Here is a 20,891-nt window from a genome sequence, read left to right as displayed (position 1 = left end):
TGTCTAAGAGAGTTTTTTTCTTAAGCTGCTTTAGGAGTGATATCTCTCCTATGTTTAGCCCTACTAAAATGGTAAGTCTATTTCATCTTCAAAGGATGAATTAAAAATTGATTTTAAATGATTATATTTTTGTAAGTAATTTAAGCAAACAAAGGAATACTCCTCAGTTGAGGCCTTCCCCTTTACACGTGACATACTAATAGATAACGCATTTTTTATTTGTTTTGGATTAGCTGTCTGGGGAACGATTACATCATTTAAATGACGTGTTGATGGAGAATCTAACACTAAAATAACATTAGGTGCTTGCCAGCCTTTGTAGCTGTGGTATGAACATACTTATTTACCATCTCTGTAAAAAGGCCATTTTTCCAGCCTCTGACAAAGGAATGGATATTGTGGATGTAACATAAGAGATCACCTTATGATGATCTACTTTTAGTATTCCTAAAAAAACATCAGGTTAATTTCAAGGAACAAATGGACAGGTCTATGTCCCTTATTCTTTACTTTTTTTGATTTTTTTGAGCTCTTAATGCTATTTTTTCAAGTCCATTTTCTCCAGCAAGTTCTACATCTTCTTTTTGGAGAACGTTTTTATCATTCTTAAATTGATTTTTTTTATTTTTAGCCATTCTTTCACCACCCTTGTAGTTTAAATTTAGTTATTCCTTCAAAGATGCCAACAATTATACATACACCATTTACAGATAGCGAAGTAGTATCTTTTCGTTATCGGCACCCTTGATTTTAGTTTGCTTTCTTTTTTGTAGGCTTATGCTATTTGATTTTCTTCTGTAACTAAACTCCCCCATTAGCTCAATAAGAAAAAGAAAAATCCTGCAGTTTTACTACAAGATTTTGATCAAACTTTATTATTTCCAATTTCCATTCATCTTTTGCTCAATTATTTCGGTTCTGTTGCAAAATTTTCTACATGAAGCTACACTCTAGAAAACAGGATCTAGGAGAATCAGACATGAGATATTTTAAAGGAAAACAGTTCAAACAAGATATTATTTTAGTAGCCGTCGGCTATTACTGTCGTTTTTCTTTAAGCTATCGTGATGTCTCTGAAATTTTGAAAGAACGTGGTGTTTCAGTTCATCCTACAACCTTCATGCGCTGGGTTCATGAATACGGCCACCTGATCTATCAAATTTGAAAGAAGAAAAATAAGCATGTACATTTAACTTGGAAATTGGATGAGACTTATATCAAAGTCAAAGGAGAATGGTGTTACCTATATCGTGCGATTGATAAAGAAGGGCACACATTGGATATTCAACTTCGTAAAAAACGGGATCATCAGGCTGCCTATGCCTTCATGAAAAGATTAGTAAAACATTATGGAGAACCAACGGTTCTGACTACAGACAAAGCGCCGGCATTACTTTGCGCATTTAACAAATTAAGAAAACAAGAATTTTATCAAACTACAATCCATTGTACAGTTAAACATTTAAACAATCTTATTGAACAGGATCATAGGCATGTAAAGAGACGTTTTACCAAATCCGCAGGATTTCAAAATCTTCGTCATGCTTCACATACGATAAAAGGTATCGAGACCATTCATGCCCTATATAAACAAAGGCGAAGTCTTCAAAGAGACTCCGCCTTTTCAACATACAATGAACTTCAACAATTACTAGCTACTTCCTAAATATTATTCCACATTTACCAACCTGTTTATGTTTTTTTCAAACTTTGCAACAGAACCCTTTAGCTTTTATTCCATTATTTTTTCTTGCTTATCGACTTAAATGATCGCTTAATAACATCAAAGAAACTTAGAGAACGAACCATGTGATTTGGACTTACATATTCTCGTATGGTCCGAAGAACTTTTTTTGGATCCTTTGAAGAAAAGGTGAAGGTCCCGTTTCTCTTCGTTTCAATCGCATAACGTGGAATCCATTTCCCTTTAAACATCACAGAGGCAATAACGTGATCTACTTCTTCCCATGGAATTTGAATAAATTTACGTGTGTCACGAGAATTATAAAATTCAAACCCTTTATCACCAATCATAATTTCCCCATAATCTGCAAGTCCCATAAAAGAAGTGGCATCTATTACTAGATCTACCTTTGTATTAATTGACTGAACCATCAAATCCGCTCCATTTCTTTTATCTTATTTATTAATTGCTTCTTTAAGCAATTAATTCAACATAAAAAGTGGCCGAATCAATATCCTCCAACTACTTTTACAGCTTGCAATCTACATCCCAATGGTAAACATTAGGAATTGAGAGCATCGATACTTTCATTATAAAAGTCCAATTACGTGACCAACTATCCCAACTACGAAGAGGGAAAGAATAATAACAATTGGGCTGACTTTTTTCTTAAGCAACCACATACATAAGAATGTCAGAAGCAATGCAGCCAAACCAGGAATTAATTGATCCAAGTTATTTTGTAAGGTCGTTACTTTCGTAGGTGAAAGTGCCATTCCTGAGTTTACTTGTTCAAAAGCTTGACGTATTCCTTCCCCATTTAAAGGAAGTTTATCCCATTCAATATATGCACCTTTATCTAACTGAACTTTAGATATAACCGGCTGAAATTTAATCGATACCCACCGTTGCACTAAGGCAGCAAGTACGAACATACCAAGGATTGATGCACCTTTTGTAATATCTTGTAATAATCCACCTGAAAGATTATCAGTGATTTTAGAACCTGCTTTATAACCAAATTCTTGTGTATACCACATAAAGCCCCAACGAATCAGATTCCAAGCTAAGAAGAAAAGGATTGGCCCAAGGATATTTCCACCCATTGCTAATGATGCCCCTAAAGCACCTAACATCGGACGTAAGGTAAACCAGAATACTGGATCACCAACACCGGCTAAAGGACCCATCATCCCAACTTTAACCCCTTGAATTGCCACATCATCAACTTCAGCACCATTAGCACGTTCTTCTTCAAGTGCTAATGTAACTCCTAGAATTGGTGAAGCAATATAAGGGTGCGTATTGAAGAATTCCAAGTGACGTTTTAACGCTGCTTTTCGATCTTCTTTTGATTTATATAATTTTTTGATTGCTGGAATCATCGAGAAGGCCCAACCACCATTTTGCATACGTTCATAGTTCCAAGAACCCTGAATAAACGTAGAGCGCCATGCAACGGCTAAACGATCTTTTTTAGTTAATTGAATTTTTTCTGCCATTTCTTTTCTCCTCCTTCTGAATTAATAATCGTTTAAGATATCGCCAAGTGGGTCGCCAGAGTTGCCCCCACCACCATTTGAAGAACCGCCCATTTTAGAAAGTTTCAAGTAAATAAGAGCTAAAGCCACACCCAATGCACCAAGTGCAATAAGTGTTAATTGAGAGATTGCAGCTATTACGAAACCAATAATGAAGAATGGCCATACTTCTTTTGTTGCCATCATATTAATAACTAATGCATAACCAACAGCAACAACCATTCCACCACCAATAGCCATTCCGTCAGTTAACCATGCAGGCATTGATTCCAAGAATGCTTGAACGCTTTGTGCAGGGATAAATAAAAGTGCTCCTGCAGGAAGCGCAATTCGAATCCCTTGTAAACACACCGCAGCGATATGTAACATTTCGATTTTTTTTATATTTCCTTCTTCAGCTGCTGTATCCATCATATGTACGATAGGGACAGCTAGTGTACGAACGATCATTGTTAAGAAAAGGCCTGCTACTGCAAGCGGAACCGCTACTGCGATTGCTGATGCAACACCACTAACACCTTGTCCGCCTAATACTAAAATAATTGCTGATGCAACCGATGCCAATGCAGCATCTGGCGCTACGGCTGCCCCGATATTTGCCCATCCAAGCGCAATCATTTGAAGTGTACCACCAAGAACAATACCAGCCTCCAAGTTGCCTGTTACTAAACCAATTAATGTACATGCCACTAGTGGTTGATGAAATTGAAATTCATCTAATATTCCTTCCATACCAGCTAGAAAAGCAATTAGTATTACTAAAACTATTTCTATAATAGACATTATGGACCCCCCATTTCATTTAAATTTGCTATGTCACTATGCTAATTCAACTTTCGCTTTTTTTAGAATGTCATCCATGTTTGCACGATTATCATTCGGTACTTTACGTACATCAAACCGAACGCCTTTTTCTTCCATTCTCTCGAAAGCCTCAACATCTTCTCGTCCCATGGAAAGAACCTTACTAACGACAACTTTACCGGTTGAATGAGCCATAGAACCAACGTTAATTTCTTTAATGTCCACACCGCCCTCAATAACTTTTAGGACATCTAGTGGGTTTTCAAATAATAATAGTGCTTTAGTGTTACCAAAACGGGGATCTTTTGCAACTTCAATCATTTTGCTGATTGGAATAACATTTGCCTTAACCCCTGGTGGTGCCGCCTGTTCGATCAATTTCTTACGAAGATCGTCTCTAGACACTGCATCTGAAACTACGATAATACGATTTGGGTTTGTAGACTTTGTCCACGCAGTCGCTACCTGACCGTGCAATAAACGAGAATCCACACGGGCTAAAACGAACTTGATTTTCCCGTCACCAACTACTGTACCTGGAGCAAGCGGACCTTTTGCTTGTCCATCTTCAACAACTACGGTATTAGTATTTTCTTTCGGCTCTAGCTCTTCAGGTTTAATTCTAACCCCCTCTTTTGCCGTTTTAACGATATGTACTGCGATTTCTTGAGCAGACTCCATTGAGAAACGGGATGCATAGGCTTCAATCACCATTGGTAAATTCATACCAGCAACGATTGCCCAATTGTCTTTGTGTTCTTCATACAAGCTGTTAGCTTGATTGAATGGAGTACCGCCCCATAGATCAACTAAAAACAATACTTCATTTTGATTATCAAAAGATGCAACTGCTGCTTCCATTTTTGCTCTCAAATCGTCTGGACCTTCGCTTGGCATTAAGGTCACCGCTTTAACGTTTTCTTGTTCTCCAAAAATCATTGCGCCAGATTGTAAGATGCCTTCAGCAAATTCGCCATGACTTGCTAGGATAATCCCTACCATATCACTACCTCCTAAATGTTTCCTCCTGTTTTTTTGAGTAGACACAACTGTTGTGTCTCTTTTCGTCAATCTTTGTCTATTGAAAAGTTAACTTTTTCTTCTCTGAGAAAATCACCTCCTTTATCCCTAGTAAGGATCTCGGAACTCATTATTCCGTATCGGCTCTGTCCTGATAGCCAAGATCTATCATTTATTCACCCCCAGAACAAACCTGATTCTCGACATTTTTAAAGCGGTTTCAAAAATAGGCGAGGAGGCATTGTTGTTGCCTATCTCTTCGAAAATTGGGTGATTACTGTGGAACTTGTTTCTCATTCTCGTCAGGACTACTTGACCTTCTCGTGACAGACCGCCTGCTTTATTCTGTTCCTCTATGAGATTGCGATATACAGCGAGGCTGCGGATGGTGTACTATCGCTGAAGTAGTGTTAAAGCTGTCCCCCTCCACCTTACAGTACTGCGCCAGATTAAATGATTGATGAAAGCTTAGTCATAAAATTCATTTTGTTGTTCCATATATCACTTGTGATTTTATTCACAAATAGAAGTAGTAAATAAGGTGCTTTTATACAATGCCAGATTAACTAATCATTGACTTAAACCTATAAAGTCAATAAAGGGTCTGCTAAGTAATAAAATTCACTGCCATAACTTATATTACTAGAATGCCTTTCTATCATACATTCACTATCAGAATCTAATACTCAGTTGTCATTAAAAACGCTAATACCTCCTCTTCAAACCTTAATAAAAGCATCTACCATTACTGTATTTCAATATCAAACAGTTAAAAGTTTTATTTTTTACCGTAACTTCCGGAAAAATAGTAATTTTACCTTATCAAAACAAAAAGGTATGGACCTTCCGATCCTTACCTCATTTCATGACGTAAATAAGATAAAAACTTCATTACATTCGTTTATTTTGTAAGCTTTTGAATAAAAGACGGCTTTTCCATCGTTCTTAATAGCTAACAGAAATACGGCTCTGTTGCAAAGTTTGAAAAAAGCATAAACAGGTTGGTTAATAAGGAAGAATGTTTAGGAAGTAGCTAGTTAATGTTGATCCCCAAAAAAAGAGTAACAAAATGTTACCCTCATCAGAAAAAATCGGACTAATATTTTCTAAGATATACTCCAAACACAGTCATTCCTAGATAAACTAAAATATAACTAATTAAAGCATTTGTAAGAATCATACTTTATTCAAAGACTACAGCTGGTTAATTTGTGTTAAAATAAATAAACATCCTTTATACGTTATATATGTATAATTAAAATTATCGAAAACTTGAAACAATACAATTAGTGTTACCTACCAAATCGTATTCCCCAAAATTATTAGGTAATATAAAGTGGTCTCCTTTTTTAAAGAAAAAGTGTTCGCCATCTTTAATTAACTCACCTTCTCCCTCAATTACACTAACAAGAAGGAATGCTTTTTGTTGTTTCAAACTAGCTGATCCATCTAGCTCCCATTTTCTCACTGAAAAATACGGGCACTTGATAAAATTTGTTACGATCAAATCATTTACTTTTTCATGTTTTACAGTTAACTGATTCGATATAAATGGAATTTCGGTTACATCAATACTTTTTTCAAGATGAAGCTCACGTAAATTCCCTTCTGAATCTCTTCTATCATAATCATACAATCTATAGGTTGTATCAGAGTTTTGCTGTGTTTCTAATATCAAAATCCCTTTACCGATTGCATGAACAGTTCCACTTGGTACATAGAAGAAATCTCCCGGTTTCACCTTCACACGATGTAACAATTGATTCCATTCTTTCTGTTCAATCATAGCCATGAACTCTTCTTTTGTTTTCGCATGATGTCCATAAATAATTTCTGCGTCTTCTTTGGAATCGATTACATACCAGCATTCTGTTTTTCCCAGTTCTCCATTTTCATGTACACTGGCATACTCATCATTTGGATGAACTTGAACAGATAGGTCCTGATTAGCATCCAAAATTTTTGTAAGAAGAGGGAAACAATCTCCCTCCACATTTCCAAATAAATCTCGATGTTCTTCCCACAACTCACCTAAAGATAAACCTTTATATTTTCCGTTCTTAACAATACTTTGTCCATGTTGATGTGCTGCAAAAGCCCAGCACTCTCCAGTTTGATTTGATGGAATCTCATATCCAAAAGAGGTTAATTGCGTTCCACCCCAAATTCTTTCTTTAAAAACAGGTGCAAAAAATAATGGTTCAGTCATGATTATTATCCTCCATTCTATACAATTTCATCTAGTAGCTTGTACGCTTCTTCTTTTGTTTGGACGGATAATAACCGCTCTCTATAATTGTCATCCATTAGTTTTCGAGAAAGCATTTGAAGGATTTTTAAATGTTGATTTCCTTCACTTTCTTTTGGTACCGCAATCATAAATATTAATTTCGCTTCCGTTCCATCTAGGCTTTTCCAATCTACGCCTGATTGTTTAATCCCAAATACCACACTCGGTTTCTTAACAGCTTCTGATTTTCCGTGTGGAATCGCAATATTCATACCAATACCTGTTGTACTTTCTTGCTCACGATTCATAATCGCTTGTTTAAATTCTGTTTTGGAATGCAATGCACCGACATGGTTTAATTTTTGAATCATTTCATCAATGACGTCATCTCGTGTTTCTCCCTTTAGATCTGTTTCAATTAACTCTAAGCTTGTAATGTCTGTTAGTTTTTTTATTTCTACCTTATCTACTTGTTTGCTTTCTTTTTGCGTTTCTTGCTCCACTTGCAGCAGTTCTTTTGTTGCTGAAACTTCTTGTATTTGTTCAACTGCTTGTTTTTCTACCTTTGAAATGTCTTTTTTCAATACATTTACTAGAACAGCAGTCACAGCTGAACCTACAATTACAGCCACAAAGAACATAAATACATTATCTACTGCTCCTAGCACCGCAACAATTGGACCGCCATGTGCCACTCTATCTCCTACATGACCAATCATGGCAATCACAGCACCTGTCATTGAACCAGCCATAATACTTGGAATAACACGAAGTGGATCTTGTGCCGCAAATGGTATCGCACCTTCCGTAATTCCAAATAGCCCCATTGTAAATGATGCTTTACCCATCTCTTTCTCTGAATCTTGGAATTTCCCCTTACCTATGAAAGTAGCAAGTCCCATTCCAATTGGTGGAATACAGATTGCCGCAGCAATCGGACCCATAATCTCATAGTTTCCTTCTCCAATCATTGCTGAACCAAATAAGAATGCAACCTTATTGACTGGTCCACCCATGTCAAATGAAATCATTGCCCCTAAAATTAATGCTAGGAGAATTGAACTTGATCCCTGCATACCCGCCAACCAAGCAGTTAATGACTCGAAAGCTTGTGCGACAGGAACACCAATAATAAATATAAATGCTAAACCAACTACAAGCGAAGCGAACACCGGAATAATAATAATCGGCATAATTGGTTGAATCGCTTTTGGAACTTTTATTTTTTTAATTCCTAATGCTACATAACCTGCTAGGAAACCAGCGATAATTCCGCCAAGAAAACCAGCACCACTTTCACTTCCATAAAAACTTCCTGTTGCTGCAATATAACCACCAATCATACCAGGAACAAGACCAGGTTTATCGGCTATACTATACGCTATATATCCAGCTAAAATTGGAACCATAAACGTAAATGATGCACCACCAATTTGTTCAATTGTTTTCCAGAAGGATCCATCTGGAATCACTAGACCTCCAGGTGTTTTTTCTCCACCGAGCGTCAATGCAATTGCAATTAACAATCCACCAACTACAATAAATGGAACCATAAAAGATACACCATTCATTAAATGACGATATATCGGGTTTTGCTTTCTCTCCTGTTGATTACTATCAACTGTTTTGGCCTGTGAATGATAGACAGGTACATCGCCACTTGCTACTTTCTGAATTAATTCTTCTGGTCTACGGATACCATCTTGAACTCCGACAACCAACAATTTTTTGCCTACGAATCTATCTTTATTTACCGCTCTATCAGCAGCTATAATGATACCGTCTGCTTCTCGAATATCTTTTTCAGTCAGCTCATTTTCTACCCCTATACCACCTTGGGTTTCAATTTTCATCTGAATATCTAATTTATCCGCTGCTTTTTGCAAATTTTCTGCTGCCATATAAGTATGGGCAATTCCATTCGGACACGATGTAATCGCTAACAGTTTCATTTCTAATCCTCCTCACACTATCGTTGTAAGCGCCTACACATAATATAAATCAATATCATAATGACAAAAGTTTCATTTTTTACCGTAACTTCCGGAAAAATAAACCTTTTACCGTAACAAATAAAAAAGCGAAGTATTTAGGCCTTCACTTTTCGTTTAATTATGTAAATACGATAAAAATTTCATTACGTTTGTTTCTTTCGTAAGTTTTTGAATAAAGGATGGTTGCTGACTTATGAAGGATAGCTCATGAAATAACTGTTTCGTTACCTCTTTCCCATCACTTTTAACTGCTAGCATAAATACAAGTGATACCTTCTCTGATCCCCATTCAATTGGCTCCTTTAATGTAGCTATTGCAATTACCGACTCTTGAATAAATTTCGGATTGCCATGTGGAATCGCAATCCCTGCTCCAATCGTTGTTGCTGACATCTTTTCTCTTATAATTGCATTTTCTGCATATTCTTTATCTACATAGCCTTTGCTATGCAAAGCATGCGCTAGCTTTTCAATTAGCTCATATGGGTGCTGTACGTCCTGTTGTAAAAATACTAAAAATGGAGATGTATAATTGAGCATAACAAAGTCTTTTTGTTCTTTATAACTCGGTTCATCGCATTCTTTTATAAAGTCCCCTAACTTCTTTTCTTCCGCTCCCTCTAATAATGGGGATACCACAATATGAGGAATAAGTAATTTTGAAAGAGCAATGGTAGAAATAACGAGTTCCACATCATGATGTTTCATTAAATAATCTTGTAAATCAGCTTTTGCAATGCAGTCCATCACATGGATATGACGAAATTTCCGCTCAATTTTTGTCCGTAACAACTGTGACATCCCAATTCCCATATGACACACTATAATTACATTTTTTGATTTTTCCTGATGATCTAACCGTTCAACAGATGCTTCAAAGTGTAGAGTAAGATACGCCGCTTCTTCTTCCGGAATATATAGAACTAGAGATTCATTTATTTCTTCTAATACCTGAATCAACATATTAAATATATATGGATACATTCTTTTTATATCGTGTAGCATTGGATTGGATACAGAGAGATCATAGTTCAAACGATTCAACGTTGTGTATAGATGAATTGTTAATCCCTCAATTAAAACTTGGTCTCTACTGAAATCAATTTCATATAACTGTGACATTCGTTTTATTAATTGATGTACAACCCTAGAAAGGATTGGATTACTTTCAGTAAGTTTACTACCTTCTCCTGGCTTGTCTTGATAACGGAATTTCCCGCCCAAAATATGAGCTGTTAAATACGTCGCTTCTTCTTCTGTAAAATGAACAGCGAAAACACACTCTAATCGTTTTAAAAACTCCAATGTCCATTTATATTCTTTTGTTTCTTGTATGACTTTAATTTCCCTTTTAGAAGTTAAAATCGATTGCTTAAGCTTCATTCTCCGTACCATCAGCAACGTATGAACTAATAAACTTTCAAATGCATCATCTGTAAAAAATAATGCATGGCGTTTTTGTAGCGCTTTCAATTCATTCGTAACAAATTCAACCTCATGATATAAAAATTGTTCCTTAATAAATTGATTCGTTAGCTCTGAATTACGAATTAAATCTGATAATCTAGCCAAGGCTTTTCTTTTATTCTTTTCATTTCCCTTAACAATCAGTCCTATCCGCTGTTTTGAAACAACAGTTAAATCAAAATGATGTAACCACTTTTCAATTCTATCTAAATCTTTCTTTATAGTAGTACGATTTACAAAATGTTGAGAAGCCATATCCTGTGCAGTGACTGCCTTTACATTCATTAACAAGTTATAAGCAATTTGCAGGATTCTTTCTTCATCCGATTCATACTTTGTACGATTATTTATACAGTAAAGTTTATTAAACAAATCTACCTTTTCATATTCCTCAATCTCTAAGTAAACTCCTAAGCCCGGCTTCCTAACAAGAATTGCACTCGAATAATTCGTAAGGTGATTCTCAATTGCTTTAAAATCATTACGAATTGTTTTTTCCGAGCAATTTACTTGATCCGCAAGGTCTTGCACTAATAAATAATCATTAGATTCAGATAATAACAGAAACAAAATTTCTTTTTGTCTTGTATTCATGAATTTCACCTATCTCTTATATCCTTCTATGTTATATGCATTACTTCACAGGATATTTTTATTTTCCCTTATAACTAACACTTTAGATTATATGTGCTGATTTTAAAATTCCAACTATGTTATATATCTATATGTAATAACATGACACTAGATTGCCCTTACTAGTAAGCATCAAAATTCCCAAGAAGTTAAATCTATTGGGAATCTTGATGTTCTTTCAATACTTATTAATATATGATATACCGTTATATGTTATTGACTCAGGAGTTTCTAGATGATACGTTCTAGCGTTGGAAATTCCTTTTATTATGCAAATCATTCAAAACGGTACTTATTATCATGCACCAATACTTTGTACTTGCATTACTTTACTTACACTTTGAAGCACTTGTTCTTCATCTTCCCCTTTTGCAATCACTTTAATTTGTGCGCCTTTTGGAACACCAAGTGCCATAATACCCATAATAGATTTTAAATTCACTTGTTTTTCTTTATACTCAAGCATCACTTCTGATTTAAATGAGCTAACTGCATTAACTAATGTTGTTGAAGGACGCGCATGAAGTCCCCCATCTTCTAATATTGTAAATAATTTTTCTACCACTTATGATTCCCCCTTCAGTTTTCTAAATTCATTAAGGTCCCATTCTAAGTATCTTCGCCGAGAATAGAAACCGTTTACATTTAATATATAGTAAAGCAAACTAAGTAAAAATTTTATTTTTTACCGTAGCTTCTGGAAAAGCTGTTTTTATCTTTTTCCGACAGAAGACTCCTTCCTCTGATATTATGCGAGGTTAGAGGTATACAAGTTTCTCTAAAAAACATTAAAAGGATTATATTTAACTCTAAACATCCGAATGATTTTTAATGTTTTCTGGATACAATTCATCCATCCCTTCACTCCTATTCTATATAATTCCAATATAGAATAGGAGTGAAGATGTTACAATTTCGTTTCGAATGATTATTATTGCTTCTCCTTTATGCATCCAAGTCTTATCTGGTTCTTCTCTTAAATCCCACGGATTAATTTGACCTGGAAATGCTGCGTTTAGCATTTCATAGGTAGAACCGCTTCCAAGCTTATTATGGCGGTTATTTAACGAATTTAATGAATGAAATAAAGAAAGGCACTCATAAGAGTGCCTTTCTTTAACTGTAATTGTGTAAATATTTCCAAACCTCCAAAAAAAGTATATTATATAAATAAATCCAAAGGGGGAATTTTAACATGATGAAAATAGGGAAATTAGCACTTATTGGAACGTTAACATTTGGAAGTTTCACAGCTATAGAAATGATTATGCCAAATAAACAAGCTGCAGCAGCTTACACAGATCCATTTAATGATGATTGGGGATTTAAAACAATTATGGATTTGGAAAGTTCAGAGGAAAGTACATATCAACCTGATTGGAAGATTGGGAATTTAATAACAGGTGATACATTTTACTTAACACAGCATTTTGGTAGAGAACATTTTGGTGCAAAGATGAAAATTTTTAAAATCCACACAAATGGTTCCCTAGAACGATTCCAAACAATAGAACCAGAATTTATTCCTGGAACAGAAATTTGGCAAACCCCTATCACAGATACTTATACAAGTGGTACTTATGTAGCTGCGATTAAATATCGTGGTGAATTCACGTATTCAAATCAATTTAAAATCAATTAAAGATGTAATAAATTAGAAAAAGGCGCTCATTTGAGTACCTTTTTTCTGGAGTTCAGCCGAGATACGTGCAAAACTGGGCCATGTAGAAATAAAATACATACAGCCTACGCCCCTAAATTACTTGTATCTCGATTAAACGCCTATTTAAAAAAATTTACCAACATTTTTTATACTACTTACCTTCAAAAAGGGGCAATAAAAAAACAATAGTGCATAAAATCACTACTGTTTTTTATTGCCCCTTTTTGAAAGTAAACTTTTAAATATTAGTTTACTTTCAATACATCTGTTAACTAAATATTTTTTAGCAAAATAAAATGATTTTTTCTATCCCTCGTGAATTTCTTTAATACTTTTTCCTTCAAAAAACGCATGTCCCGTTTTAATTTTTTCTACTGTTTCAAATCCATACTTTGCATACACTTTTTCTACTGTTTCATTAATTGGGATCACCCAAAGATTATCTAGTCCTCTATTCATTACTTCACTTTGAATAAAGTGAATAAGTTCACCTATTAACCCCTTACCTCTAAACTTTTCAATTGTAGCAACACTTTCCATTCGGGCTTGTTTTTCATGTTCAAAAATACAAGCGATGGAACATGCTACTCCATTGTATCTAAGTAGATAGTGAGTGAATGCTGGATGTTGGAATTCATCTTGAAAAGCTTTTTTTCTAACTTCGCCTCCCAACTCTTTTATACTACATTCAATATCTAAAGCTTCTTCAAAATTTAATTCAGATACCTTTTCAATAGTAACTTTTTCATTTTTATCTTTTTTAGTTAATTCCTTATTCCATAATTGAACTGGACTTATTAATTCTTCAAATCCAAAATTCTTTATTTGTAATTCAGAAATCAGTTTTCCTTGCATATCTAAGTTGTATATATAAAATCTAGGTACTATATTTTTAGTCTTATAGAAATGGACTACTTCATCTACTATCATTTGTGGATTTAAACTTACTACACTTACATGTGCATGATTTGCATCATAATAATATGGGTTACTTTCATTACAAAATATAGAACCCCATGATTTCTCTATTCGGCTAGTAAAGGTTTCAAGATATGCAAAATCAAGCTCAAGAACATTTTTTAAACTAGTCATACGATATTCCCTCTTCTCTATTTATTTCTTTAATATCTTCTATACCTTATTATACATTTAAATATTTTAATTTTCAGTTTTTTAATTAAAATATTTCCAAGAAAAAATGAAAGTAAACTTTCAACTATTAGTTTACTTTCATTCCCGCTTAAACATTGACCTCTATCCAAATCCTCTGATATTCTCGAAATACATAACAAAAGTATACATTCAAAACGTTACAGATAAAGATACTAAAGCATCGCAAACAAAAAAAGCTAGATTCATGCTAGCTTTTTTATATAGCTTTCGAAATCGGAAACTGCTTATAAGTGATCAATTTTTATATTTTATAATAGTGTCGTTTGTATCTTTAAATTCTAAAACAGTTGTAATAGGATCGAACGACGTTAAATCATCATCTAATTTATTAGGAAGGATCACGTACCATAAACTCCATCCTTTATACTTTGTTTCTTTTGGTAAGAATTTATCTAAATCTACAATATGTCCTGAGATGGATTCATATGATACCTTAATAATAGATGAGTTCTTAAGATAACCAGAAATAACTTTTCCATTTGATATTCCCATAGTAGGTGATATACCAGAATCTTGTACTTCTAACTCACTCACATTTGCTCCTCCTGTTATCCCACTAACAGTCCATTTTCCATTTTCTATTTCTAAATCTGCTATTGAAATGTAATTATCAGGTGTAACAAAAAAAGCTATTTTTTCATCTATTTTTATAATACTTTTTAAAGCATTATATTTATCTAGCTCTGTATTATTTGTTGGTTTTAATCCCTGTTTTAATGCTTCTTGTGGTGTATCGTAACCATCATATCCTTTTGAAATCGAACAGCCACTAATGATAAGGGTTAAAAAAACTAATATAAGATATTTGCTAAGTTTTTTATGCAAAAATCTCCCTCCTATAACTTGTAAAAGTATGAATTTATTACATTTTATCACAGTGAAGTTAGAATAAGTCCTACATTTTTTGCTAAACATCCTATACATCTTAAGTTTATATACTCCTATTTACCTATAGTAAAAAAGCCCATTCCTCATATAAAAATAAATAAGGAGTGAGCTTTTTGCTATTATTAAATTCTAATTTATTTACCAAATAGACGACTCCAAAGTGATTTCTTCTGTTCTGAAGCTACTATTAGGCTTTTACTATCTTGTATTTCTCTTAATACTTGTATTAAGAGAATATCTCTTTGTTCTTCTCCTATTATTTTTTGAGCATCAGTTTCCTGTAAAAGTTTACTTTGTTGATCCAATCTTTGAGTTAACTCTAAATTAAGTTGTTCTAATCGTTCTATACGTTCTATTAATGTTTTTATGTGTTCTGTATCTGCTACGCTATCTGTAGCAACAGTTGCTATCTCACTTTCTGAAACACTTATCATTGCTAGATTTATAGCCTGTTCTAGTGTTATGTTCTTCTTGTTCATAGCTGTTACTATTCGTTCTATAGTTGCTACGTCTGTATGATAAAAAATTCTAGAATTATTATTGTCACGAAAAAACATATGGTACTTATGGTTGAACAGATAGTCGAAATAAACACAGAGCTCCATATGCAAAATGAGAATCTTTGTATTTTTTAATATATATTTACAATGATAAATAGTTTAAAATACAAAGTGGATTCGTGTTAAGTATTTTTATATTTTAATTGAAAAGGAAAGATAATAAGTGATAAAAAAAATACATCAATTTCTTGTGAATATGCATCCAATATCATTTATATTAATTATGGTAATCTTAAGCTATTTAATTACCAGACCATTTATTTTATTATTACCAGAAATACAAAGTAATCCTGCTCAGAATGAACCTATATATTTTCAAATTTTATCAGTTTTAATTATAGCTCCTATAGTAGAAACTTTAATTTTCCAAGTTTTTTTATTCTGGATTCTTCGTTGTATTCCCTGGATTCGTAAACATGATTTATTAATGGTGTTACTTGCAGCATTAATGTTTGGTTTATATCATCCATTTGGGATAACTTATATAATATGTATTTCAATAACAGGAATTCTTTATAATTATGCTTATTTGATTTATTATAAAAAAAATGAAAAAGCAAATGTTACAGTATCTGCATTTTGGATTGTGTTTTGGATACATGAGGTAGATAATATAATTTCTCTTACAATACAAAATCTATTTTTTTAATAAATTAGGCCTAGTAACAGAGTTCTTGCTATGAACCGCAAAGTAAACTATTTAAATCATTTGAACCACCTCCACTTTCACTTCGTTTAGAAGTGGGGGTAGTTCAATTATCCTTATCTTCCCTTAACAAATAAGACCAGAAAATTCTTGAACAAAAAAAGTGCTTTTCCTCAAAGCACTTTTCCAAAGGGATTTACCAATCTCGACGATCATCACGATCAAAATCACGATCACGGTTACGTCTGCGACGATCATCAAAATCGAAATCGCGATCATGGTCACGTCTGCGACGATCATCAAAATCGAAATCACGATCATGGTCACGTCTGCGACGATCATCAAAATCGAAATCACGATCATGGTTACGTCTGCGACGACATTCATCACAATCGCAGTCACGATTACGTCTACAGAACACTAAATCATCCCAAAATCTATCACAATCATCTCTCATGAATATAAATTCCCCCCTTATATTAAAAATAGGATTCCTTATATTCTATGTTTAAAAGTAGAAAGCAGCTTGTTTACTAGTCTATCTTCTTTATCTATTTTCAGCTTGTTCAGGTGACTGTTTAGATGTTCAGGTGTTAAACTATTTGAGACGTTATGTTAACTTTACATGAATAGGATATACAACTAATTTTTCTCACTTCAAACTATCATAATATGGTAAAATTTTAAAACATAGGGAAAATATTTCAAAATAAAGTAATACTGGATATGAATCAAATGTATGAATTACAAAGGAATTCCTTGTGAGATGGGGTGATAAATCGATATGAGCTGCCTTATTGCTTTGATACTTGCTGTTTTATTAGCTTTTTCATATAAACTTGTTGATATTCCAGTTCGCGTTATTATTGGAAAAACGTTGTACCGAAAGATAGAAAATGAAATTATTTATATATGGGGAACACTGCTGACAGTAATTAGTTATTTTTATGAAAATAATTATGTATTCCGTTTACCAATTCACTACGAACCAACTGTTCTATTAATCTTAATTGCCGCGATAACAAATATTTTCATTTCGCGATACTCAGGATATAAGCCGATCGGGAAAAAGAATATTTTAAACTTTGTAATTATGTATCCTATTTTTGAAGAAGTAATTTTCAGAGGGATGATTATACCAATACTTAACAATTCATTCCCGAAATACCCTTTTTATGAAATAGCTTACATACCAATTACGGTACCAATCATAATATCTTCCTTTCTATTCGCTGTAGCTCACTTACAATATTACAGTTTTAATCAGACTAGCATAAAATTTATGCTGTTCGCATTTGTCGGGGGAATCACATTTGGTGCGATTACGGATTACTCACTATCAATTGTTTTTCCACTGCTTTTGCATGTAGAGTTTAATTTACTTTCAGCATATTACTCAAAAAAGAGTACAGCAAATTAATAAATAAGTTATTATGCTCATAAATGAATTACTGAAATCTTATTTGAAAAAAGATAAGAATTGAGCTTTTTTACTACCATTAACGAAAATTATGTAAATAAGCTGTCCATATGGACAGCTTATTATATTTTTGGCTTAGCGTATATTTTCGTTAAAATGTTGGCGGTACGCCTACCTGAAGATTTCGTTGGATGGTTATCAGTAATAGCAAAATTCATTATACTTTTCGCTTTCCTATTTGGTATTCAATATTTTATTACAGTATTAGCATGGAATAAATCCAATAAAATTCAATAAGGATAGACAAAAAAGCTTATCTTTTAGCACTTAATGATAAGCTTTTTTATTATTTTTTTCATCTTTTTTTCGTTTTGGGGAACAATTAATTTCTTAAGTTGCTGGGTATAGGTGGCATCCCTATAACACCAAATACATGCTTTCACAATTCGTGTTAGTTAAATTAATGTTTTATCCGTTGTTTAATTTCTTTAAAACGAGCATGTATAAATTTCTTGATATCCGGGTGATCCTTATATAAGGTAACGGTATACATTATGGAAGATGCAAGGATAGTAGACCATATTAACCAATCTCCAGCATGAGAAAGAACTTTAATTATTTCACTCGTAAACTGTTCATGTCCCGCATGAAATGTCGATATGAGAGAGTTAAGGTCGAATAACAATAAAATAACAATTCTTCCCAAAAACATAATAATCCATCCGATAATATAGGTATAGCCTCCAACACTACATAATTGATTGTTATGATGAAAGACTTTCACCCTCTTAGCTTGCCAATAACCAACTATCGTTCCTAAGATAAGCAAGCTAATTAATTCAATTGTAATTATAAAGTCCAGTCTATTTGGAAGACCAATATAAGTTCTGATTATAGCCATGATTGGTATACCAAGAAGATCAAAGCTATCTACTTTCTTAGGAATAAGCTGCCTAATGATCAATACAATAACAACGACAAGAATAATAATGAAAACTTTATTCATGTGATTAATCCCTCTTTTTTTCTTTTAAATAATACTCAATAAGTTGATTTACTTTTTCTTCTGAATATGATTCTGGTGTTTGAAGGACATGAATTACTAGTCCATCGATAAATCCGTACAGTATCTCTAATTCAAAATCTCTATTGTAGCCTGGTGTGACGTATCCTAGATCCTTCATTAAATCTAGAATTATTCCCATAAGATATCTCGTATGGTCATCCATTTTCTTCCGAAGTTCTAGAAGCTCTGGGGAACTAAAGGATATACCCAGAAATGTAATCCAAACCTTCCCTTCCAACATTTCTTCTTTATTAGTAGGAATAATAAATTTCATTAATCTTCTAAGTGCTTCTTCTTTTGTTCCCTTAAAATCACTTGTACGAGTTTTTGCCCGTTCTTCCATTCGATTCAATACTAAATTCATTGCATAATGAATTAATTCATTTTTAGACGAAAAATGATGCTGAACAAGTCCAGCCGAAATGTTTGCTTCATCAGCGATTTGCTGTATGGAAGCTTTATCGATACCTTTTTCTAATATTACACGCCAAGTAGCGGTGGCTATCTGATTCTTCCTTTGTATTTGATCAACTATTTTAGGCATTCATATCCCCCTCCTTTTTATAATATGATTGTATTGTAAAAAAAGTACCTAAAACAATATGAACATATTGCTTTAGATGTAATAGGCGTCTTGCCCCATGCCCGCCCATCAAGCTAAAAAATTGTATCCATAAAATAAATTTCACATGCAACGGTCTTAATGTTATTTTCTCTAAACCTGCTTGAATAACTTGCATGGCTATACCAGGGAGAATTTCAGCCTTTGGCCAAATAATTCGATCTCCATCGAAGAAACCAATATTCCATATTGATCCTTCCGAAATGCGTCCTAATGAATCTAAAAAAAGAACATCATCAAATCCATTCATTCTTGCTATACGACCACGGTAAATTTGTCCAAATGACCCTACGTTTTTCACCTGAGGGATATCCCGTTCAAACTCAGTTATTTGTAAACGTAAAGAGGATAATGTTGGAATTTGAGCTTTCATTATCGTTACTAAATTGTGTTGCTAGTGAATAATTTTTTATAAACAGTTTAATCATTTTCTACTTGTGTTGCTCAATAATTACGCCCGATTGTGGAACAAGAAAAAAACCTGCACATTAACACAGGCTTTTTGATCAAACTTTTTTATAAATTATCAAACTTTGTTTTATGGCCAAAAAGTGACCTCTAAAAGTTAGACACGTTATCTCATTAGGCAGCTTCTTGGGCATGGGTCCGGTATTATACCGGGCTCATGCCTTTTAGTTTTGCCTTTGCTGTTGTGTATTTTATATTGTGGATCCATTGACAGTTACTTTTGCGTCTATAGTAAATCCTAATCCTGCATCTACAGAACCTGCAACATTATTATCCTGCCAATATGGAGAATCATAGAAACATAGGTTGTCCACTTTAGACACGACACGTTTTCCTACATTTGAATTGTTTCGTTCCAATCAACTGCAAAATGAACGAATACGTTTCTCCCTGTATCACCAGATTTCTTGGATTTAAAGCCATTTTCCCTTTTGGGGTGATATAGTCCTTAAGATCTTGTTAAACCTGTGCAATTACGGTTGGAACTTCATTCTGTTTGACACATATCCCCAGGCTATCTGGACATGATAAAAGATGAGGTGACTGACATGAAGGATAAAATATTAGAATTAGTACCAGGATCGGTAAAAAAGTTACTCCAGAAAAAAGTTAAAGATGGAAACCGATGCCTCATTGATTTGGTTGTCGATGATGCAACTGCTTATGGATTTGAACCGGAGCAAGTAGTCCCCTGTATCATGGCGGGTTATTATGTTTATGAATCCACCACCTATCCCAGTGAAATGGAGGAAGAATGGAAGCTGAACCTGGTTTTTCATGCGGCAAATCGCTCGGCAATGAAGCTTCTTTCTTATGGAAAGTATAAAGCGAAACAATCTGAAAGTGGATGGATGAGATATACAAATCCATAAGGTTTACTTAACATACACTAACTAGCTTGGTGAGCATGGGGCACCGTCACACATCCATCAACTTAAGGATTCAGACTATTCTTGAAGTTGAAAGTACGTTACTATTCTCTTATGTTAATGAGAAAGGGTGACGTGCTTTT

The 20,891-nt window shown here is 33.9% G+C and carries 19 protein-coding genes and 4 pseudogenes; 6 read left to right on the top strand and 17 right to left on the bottom strand.

The genetic code is table 11. The annotated features are described in order from the left end of the window. Window positions 1-506: 506 nt before the first annotated feature. Window positions 507-635 (bottom strand): hypothetical protein, encoded by a 129-nt coding sequence (locus MR109_RS30120; protein ID WP_277931105.1) that lies wholly within the window; start codon window positions 633-635, stop codon window positions 507-509. A 344-nt stretch (window positions 636-979) separates the two neighbouring features. Here MR109_RS30120 and MR109_RS25905 point away from each other — a divergent pair. Then, window positions 980-1,666: pseudogene (locus MR109_RS25905) on the top strand (IS6 family transposase). A 74-nt stretch (window positions 1,667-1,740) separates the two neighbouring features. Here MR109_RS25905 and MR109_RS25900 read toward each other — a convergent pair. From MR109_RS25900 to MR109_RS25865, 8 genes are all read right to left on the bottom strand, one after another. Next, window positions 1,741-2,115, bottom strand: a complete 375-nt coding sequence (locus MR109_RS25900; RefSeq protein ID WP_242274393.1) for a DUF956 family protein — start codon at window positions 2,113-2,115, stop codon at window positions 1,741-1,743. A 159-nt stretch (window positions 2,116-2,274) separates the two neighbouring features. After that, complete coding sequence (locus tag MR109_RS25895) at window positions 2,275-3,186, bottom strand: PTS system mannose/fructose/sorbose family transporter subunit IID (protein WP_098473775.1); 912 nt, start codon at window positions 3,184-3,186, stop codon at window positions 2,275-2,277. Between the two features lie 21 nt (window positions 3,187-3,207). After that, window positions 3,208-4,008: a PTS mannose/fructose/sorbose transporter subunit IIC gene (locus tag MR109_RS25890; protein ID WP_048376089.1), complete on the bottom strand. Its 801-nt coding sequence runs from the start codon at window positions 4,006-4,008 to the stop codon at window positions 3,208-3,210. Window positions 4,009-4,044: 36 nt separating this feature from the next. Next, on the bottom strand, window positions 4,045-5,031 hold the full coding sequence (locus tag MR109_RS25885) for a mannose/fructose/sorbose PTS transporter subunit IIA (protein ID WP_242274408.1): 987 nt from the start codon (window positions 5,029-5,031) through the stop codon (window positions 4,045-4,047). A gap of 1,279 nt (window positions 5,032-6,310) precedes the next feature. Continuing rightward, complete coding sequence (gene manA, locus MR109_RS25880) at window positions 6,311-7,258, bottom strand: mannose-6-phosphate isomerase, class I (protein ID WP_242274392.1); 948 nt, start codon at window positions 7,256-7,258, stop codon at window positions 6,311-6,313. Between the two features lie 17 nt (window positions 7,259-7,275). Then, window positions 7,276-9,231 (bottom strand): PTS fructose transporter subunit IIABC, encoded by a 1,956-nt coding sequence (locus MR109_RS25875; protein WP_242274391.1) that lies wholly within the window; start codon window positions 9,229-9,231, stop codon window positions 7,276-7,278. A 156-nt stretch (window positions 9,232-9,387) separates the two neighbouring features. Next, the gene (locus tag MR109_RS25870) at window positions 9,388-11,334 is read right to left on the bottom strand and encodes a BglG family transcription antiterminator (RefSeq protein WP_242274390.1); all 1,947 of its coding nucleotides are present in this window, start codon (window positions 11,332-11,334) and stop codon (window positions 9,388-9,390) included. A gap of 337 nt (window positions 11,335-11,671) precedes the next feature. Then, complete coding sequence (locus tag MR109_RS25865; protein ID WP_242274389.1) at window positions 11,672-11,938, bottom strand: phosphocarrier protein HPr; 267 nt, start codon at window positions 11,936-11,938, stop codon at window positions 11,672-11,674. Between the two features lie 633 nt (window positions 11,939-12,571). Here MR109_RS25865 and MR109_RS25860 point away from each other — a divergent pair. After that, complete coding sequence (locus MR109_RS25860) at window positions 12,572-13,015, top strand: DUF5065 family protein (protein ID WP_242274407.1); 444 nt, start codon at window positions 12,572-12,574, stop codon at window positions 13,013-13,015. Window positions 13,016-13,342: 327 nt separating this feature from the next. On the opposite strand, the gene MR109_RS25855 is transcribed toward MR109_RS25860, so the two are convergent. The 3 genes and pseudogenes from MR109_RS25855 to MR109_RS25845 all read right to left on the bottom strand — a co-directional run. Further along, on the bottom strand, window positions 13,343-14,128 hold the full coding sequence (locus tag MR109_RS25855) for a GNAT family N-acetyltransferase (protein WP_242274388.1): 786 nt from the start codon (window positions 14,126-14,128) through the stop codon (window positions 13,343-13,345). Window positions 14,129-14,443: 315 nt separating this feature from the next. Continuing rightward, window positions 14,444-15,034, bottom strand: a complete 591-nt coding sequence (locus MR109_RS25850; RefSeq protein WP_242274387.1) for a hypothetical protein — start codon at window positions 15,032-15,034, stop codon at window positions 14,444-14,446. Between the two features lie 197 nt (window positions 15,035-15,231). Then, window positions 15,232-15,651 (bottom strand): annotated as a pseudogene (locus MR109_RS25845) (DUF3967 domain-containing protein); the annotation flags it as partial. A 169-nt stretch (window positions 15,652-15,820) separates the two neighbouring features. Between MR109_RS25845 and MR109_RS25840 the strand changes: the two are divergent. Further along, window positions 15,821-16,306 carry a CPBP family glutamic-type intramembrane protease gene (locus MR109_RS25840; protein WP_242274385.1) on the top strand — a complete coding sequence of 162 codons (486 nt, stop codon included), beginning with the start codon at window positions 15,821-15,823 and terminating at the stop codon, window positions 16,304-16,306. A gap of 123 nt (window positions 16,307-16,429) precedes the next feature. Here the strand turns inward: MR109_RS25840 and MR109_RS25835 are convergent, their stop codons facing one another. Continuing rightward, window positions 16,430-16,705, bottom strand: a complete 276-nt coding sequence (locus MR109_RS25835) for a hypothetical protein (RefSeq protein WP_242274411.1) — start codon at window positions 16,703-16,705, stop codon at window positions 16,430-16,432. Window positions 16,706-17,087: 382 nt separating this feature from the next. On the opposite strand from MR109_RS25835, the gene MR109_RS25830 reads away from it, so the two are divergent. Together MR109_RS25830 and MR109_RS30575 are read left to right on the top strand one after the other, a co-directional pair. Continuing rightward, on the top strand, window positions 17,088-17,723 hold the full coding sequence (locus MR109_RS25830; protein WP_098307460.1) for a CPBP family intramembrane glutamic endopeptidase: 636 nt from the start codon (window positions 17,088-17,090) through the stop codon (window positions 17,721-17,723). Window positions 17,724-17,891: 168 nt separating this feature from the next. Then, window positions 17,892-18,020 (top strand): annotated as a pseudogene (locus tag MR109_RS30575) (DUF6773 family protein); the annotation flags it as partial. A gap of 163 nt (window positions 18,021-18,183) precedes the next feature. Here MR109_RS30575 and MR109_RS25820 read toward each other — a convergent pair. From MR109_RS25820 to MR109_RS25805, 4 genes and pseudogenes are all read right to left on the bottom strand, one after another. Beyond that, window positions 18,184-18,729, bottom strand: coding sequence for a hypothetical protein (locus tag MR109_RS25820; protein ID WP_002175079.1), 546 nt, complete (start codon window positions 18,727-18,729; stop codon window positions 18,184-18,186). 4 nt (window positions 18,730-18,733) lie between these two features. Then, window positions 18,734-19,333 (bottom strand): TetR/AcrR family transcriptional regulator, encoded by a 600-nt coding sequence (locus MR109_RS25815; RefSeq protein ID WP_242274384.1) that lies wholly within the window; start codon window positions 19,331-19,333, stop codon window positions 18,734-18,736. Further along, on the bottom strand, window positions 19,326-19,784 hold the full coding sequence (locus tag MR109_RS25810) for an aminotransferase class IV (protein ID WP_277931104.1): 459 nt from the start codon (window positions 19,782-19,784) through the stop codon (window positions 19,326-19,328). Before MR109_RS25810 ends, MR109_RS25815 begins: the two co-directional genes overlap by 8 nt. Before the next feature lie 201 nt (window positions 19,785-19,985). Then, window positions 19,986-20,229, bottom strand: a pseudogene (locus tag MR109_RS25805) (hypothetical protein); the annotation flags it as partial. Between the two features lie 198 nt (window positions 20,230-20,427). Here MR109_RS25805 and MR109_RS25800 point away from each other — a divergent pair. Then, a complete protein-coding gene (locus tag MR109_RS25800; RefSeq protein ID WP_002116589.1) occupies window positions 20,428-20,751 on the top strand; it encodes a hypothetical protein in 324 nt (107 codons plus the stop codon). Window positions 20,752-20,891: the final 140 nt, after the last annotated feature.

The organism is Bacillus cereus group sp. BfR-BA-01310 (genome assembly GCF_022664325.1).
Classification (GTDB): domain Bacteria; phylum Bacillota; class Bacilli; order Bacillales; family Bacillaceae_G; genus Bacillus_A; species Bacillus_A paramycoides.
The sequence above is the reverse complement of the archived record's forward strand: the minus strand, read 5'-3'. Positions and strand labels throughout refer to the sequence as shown.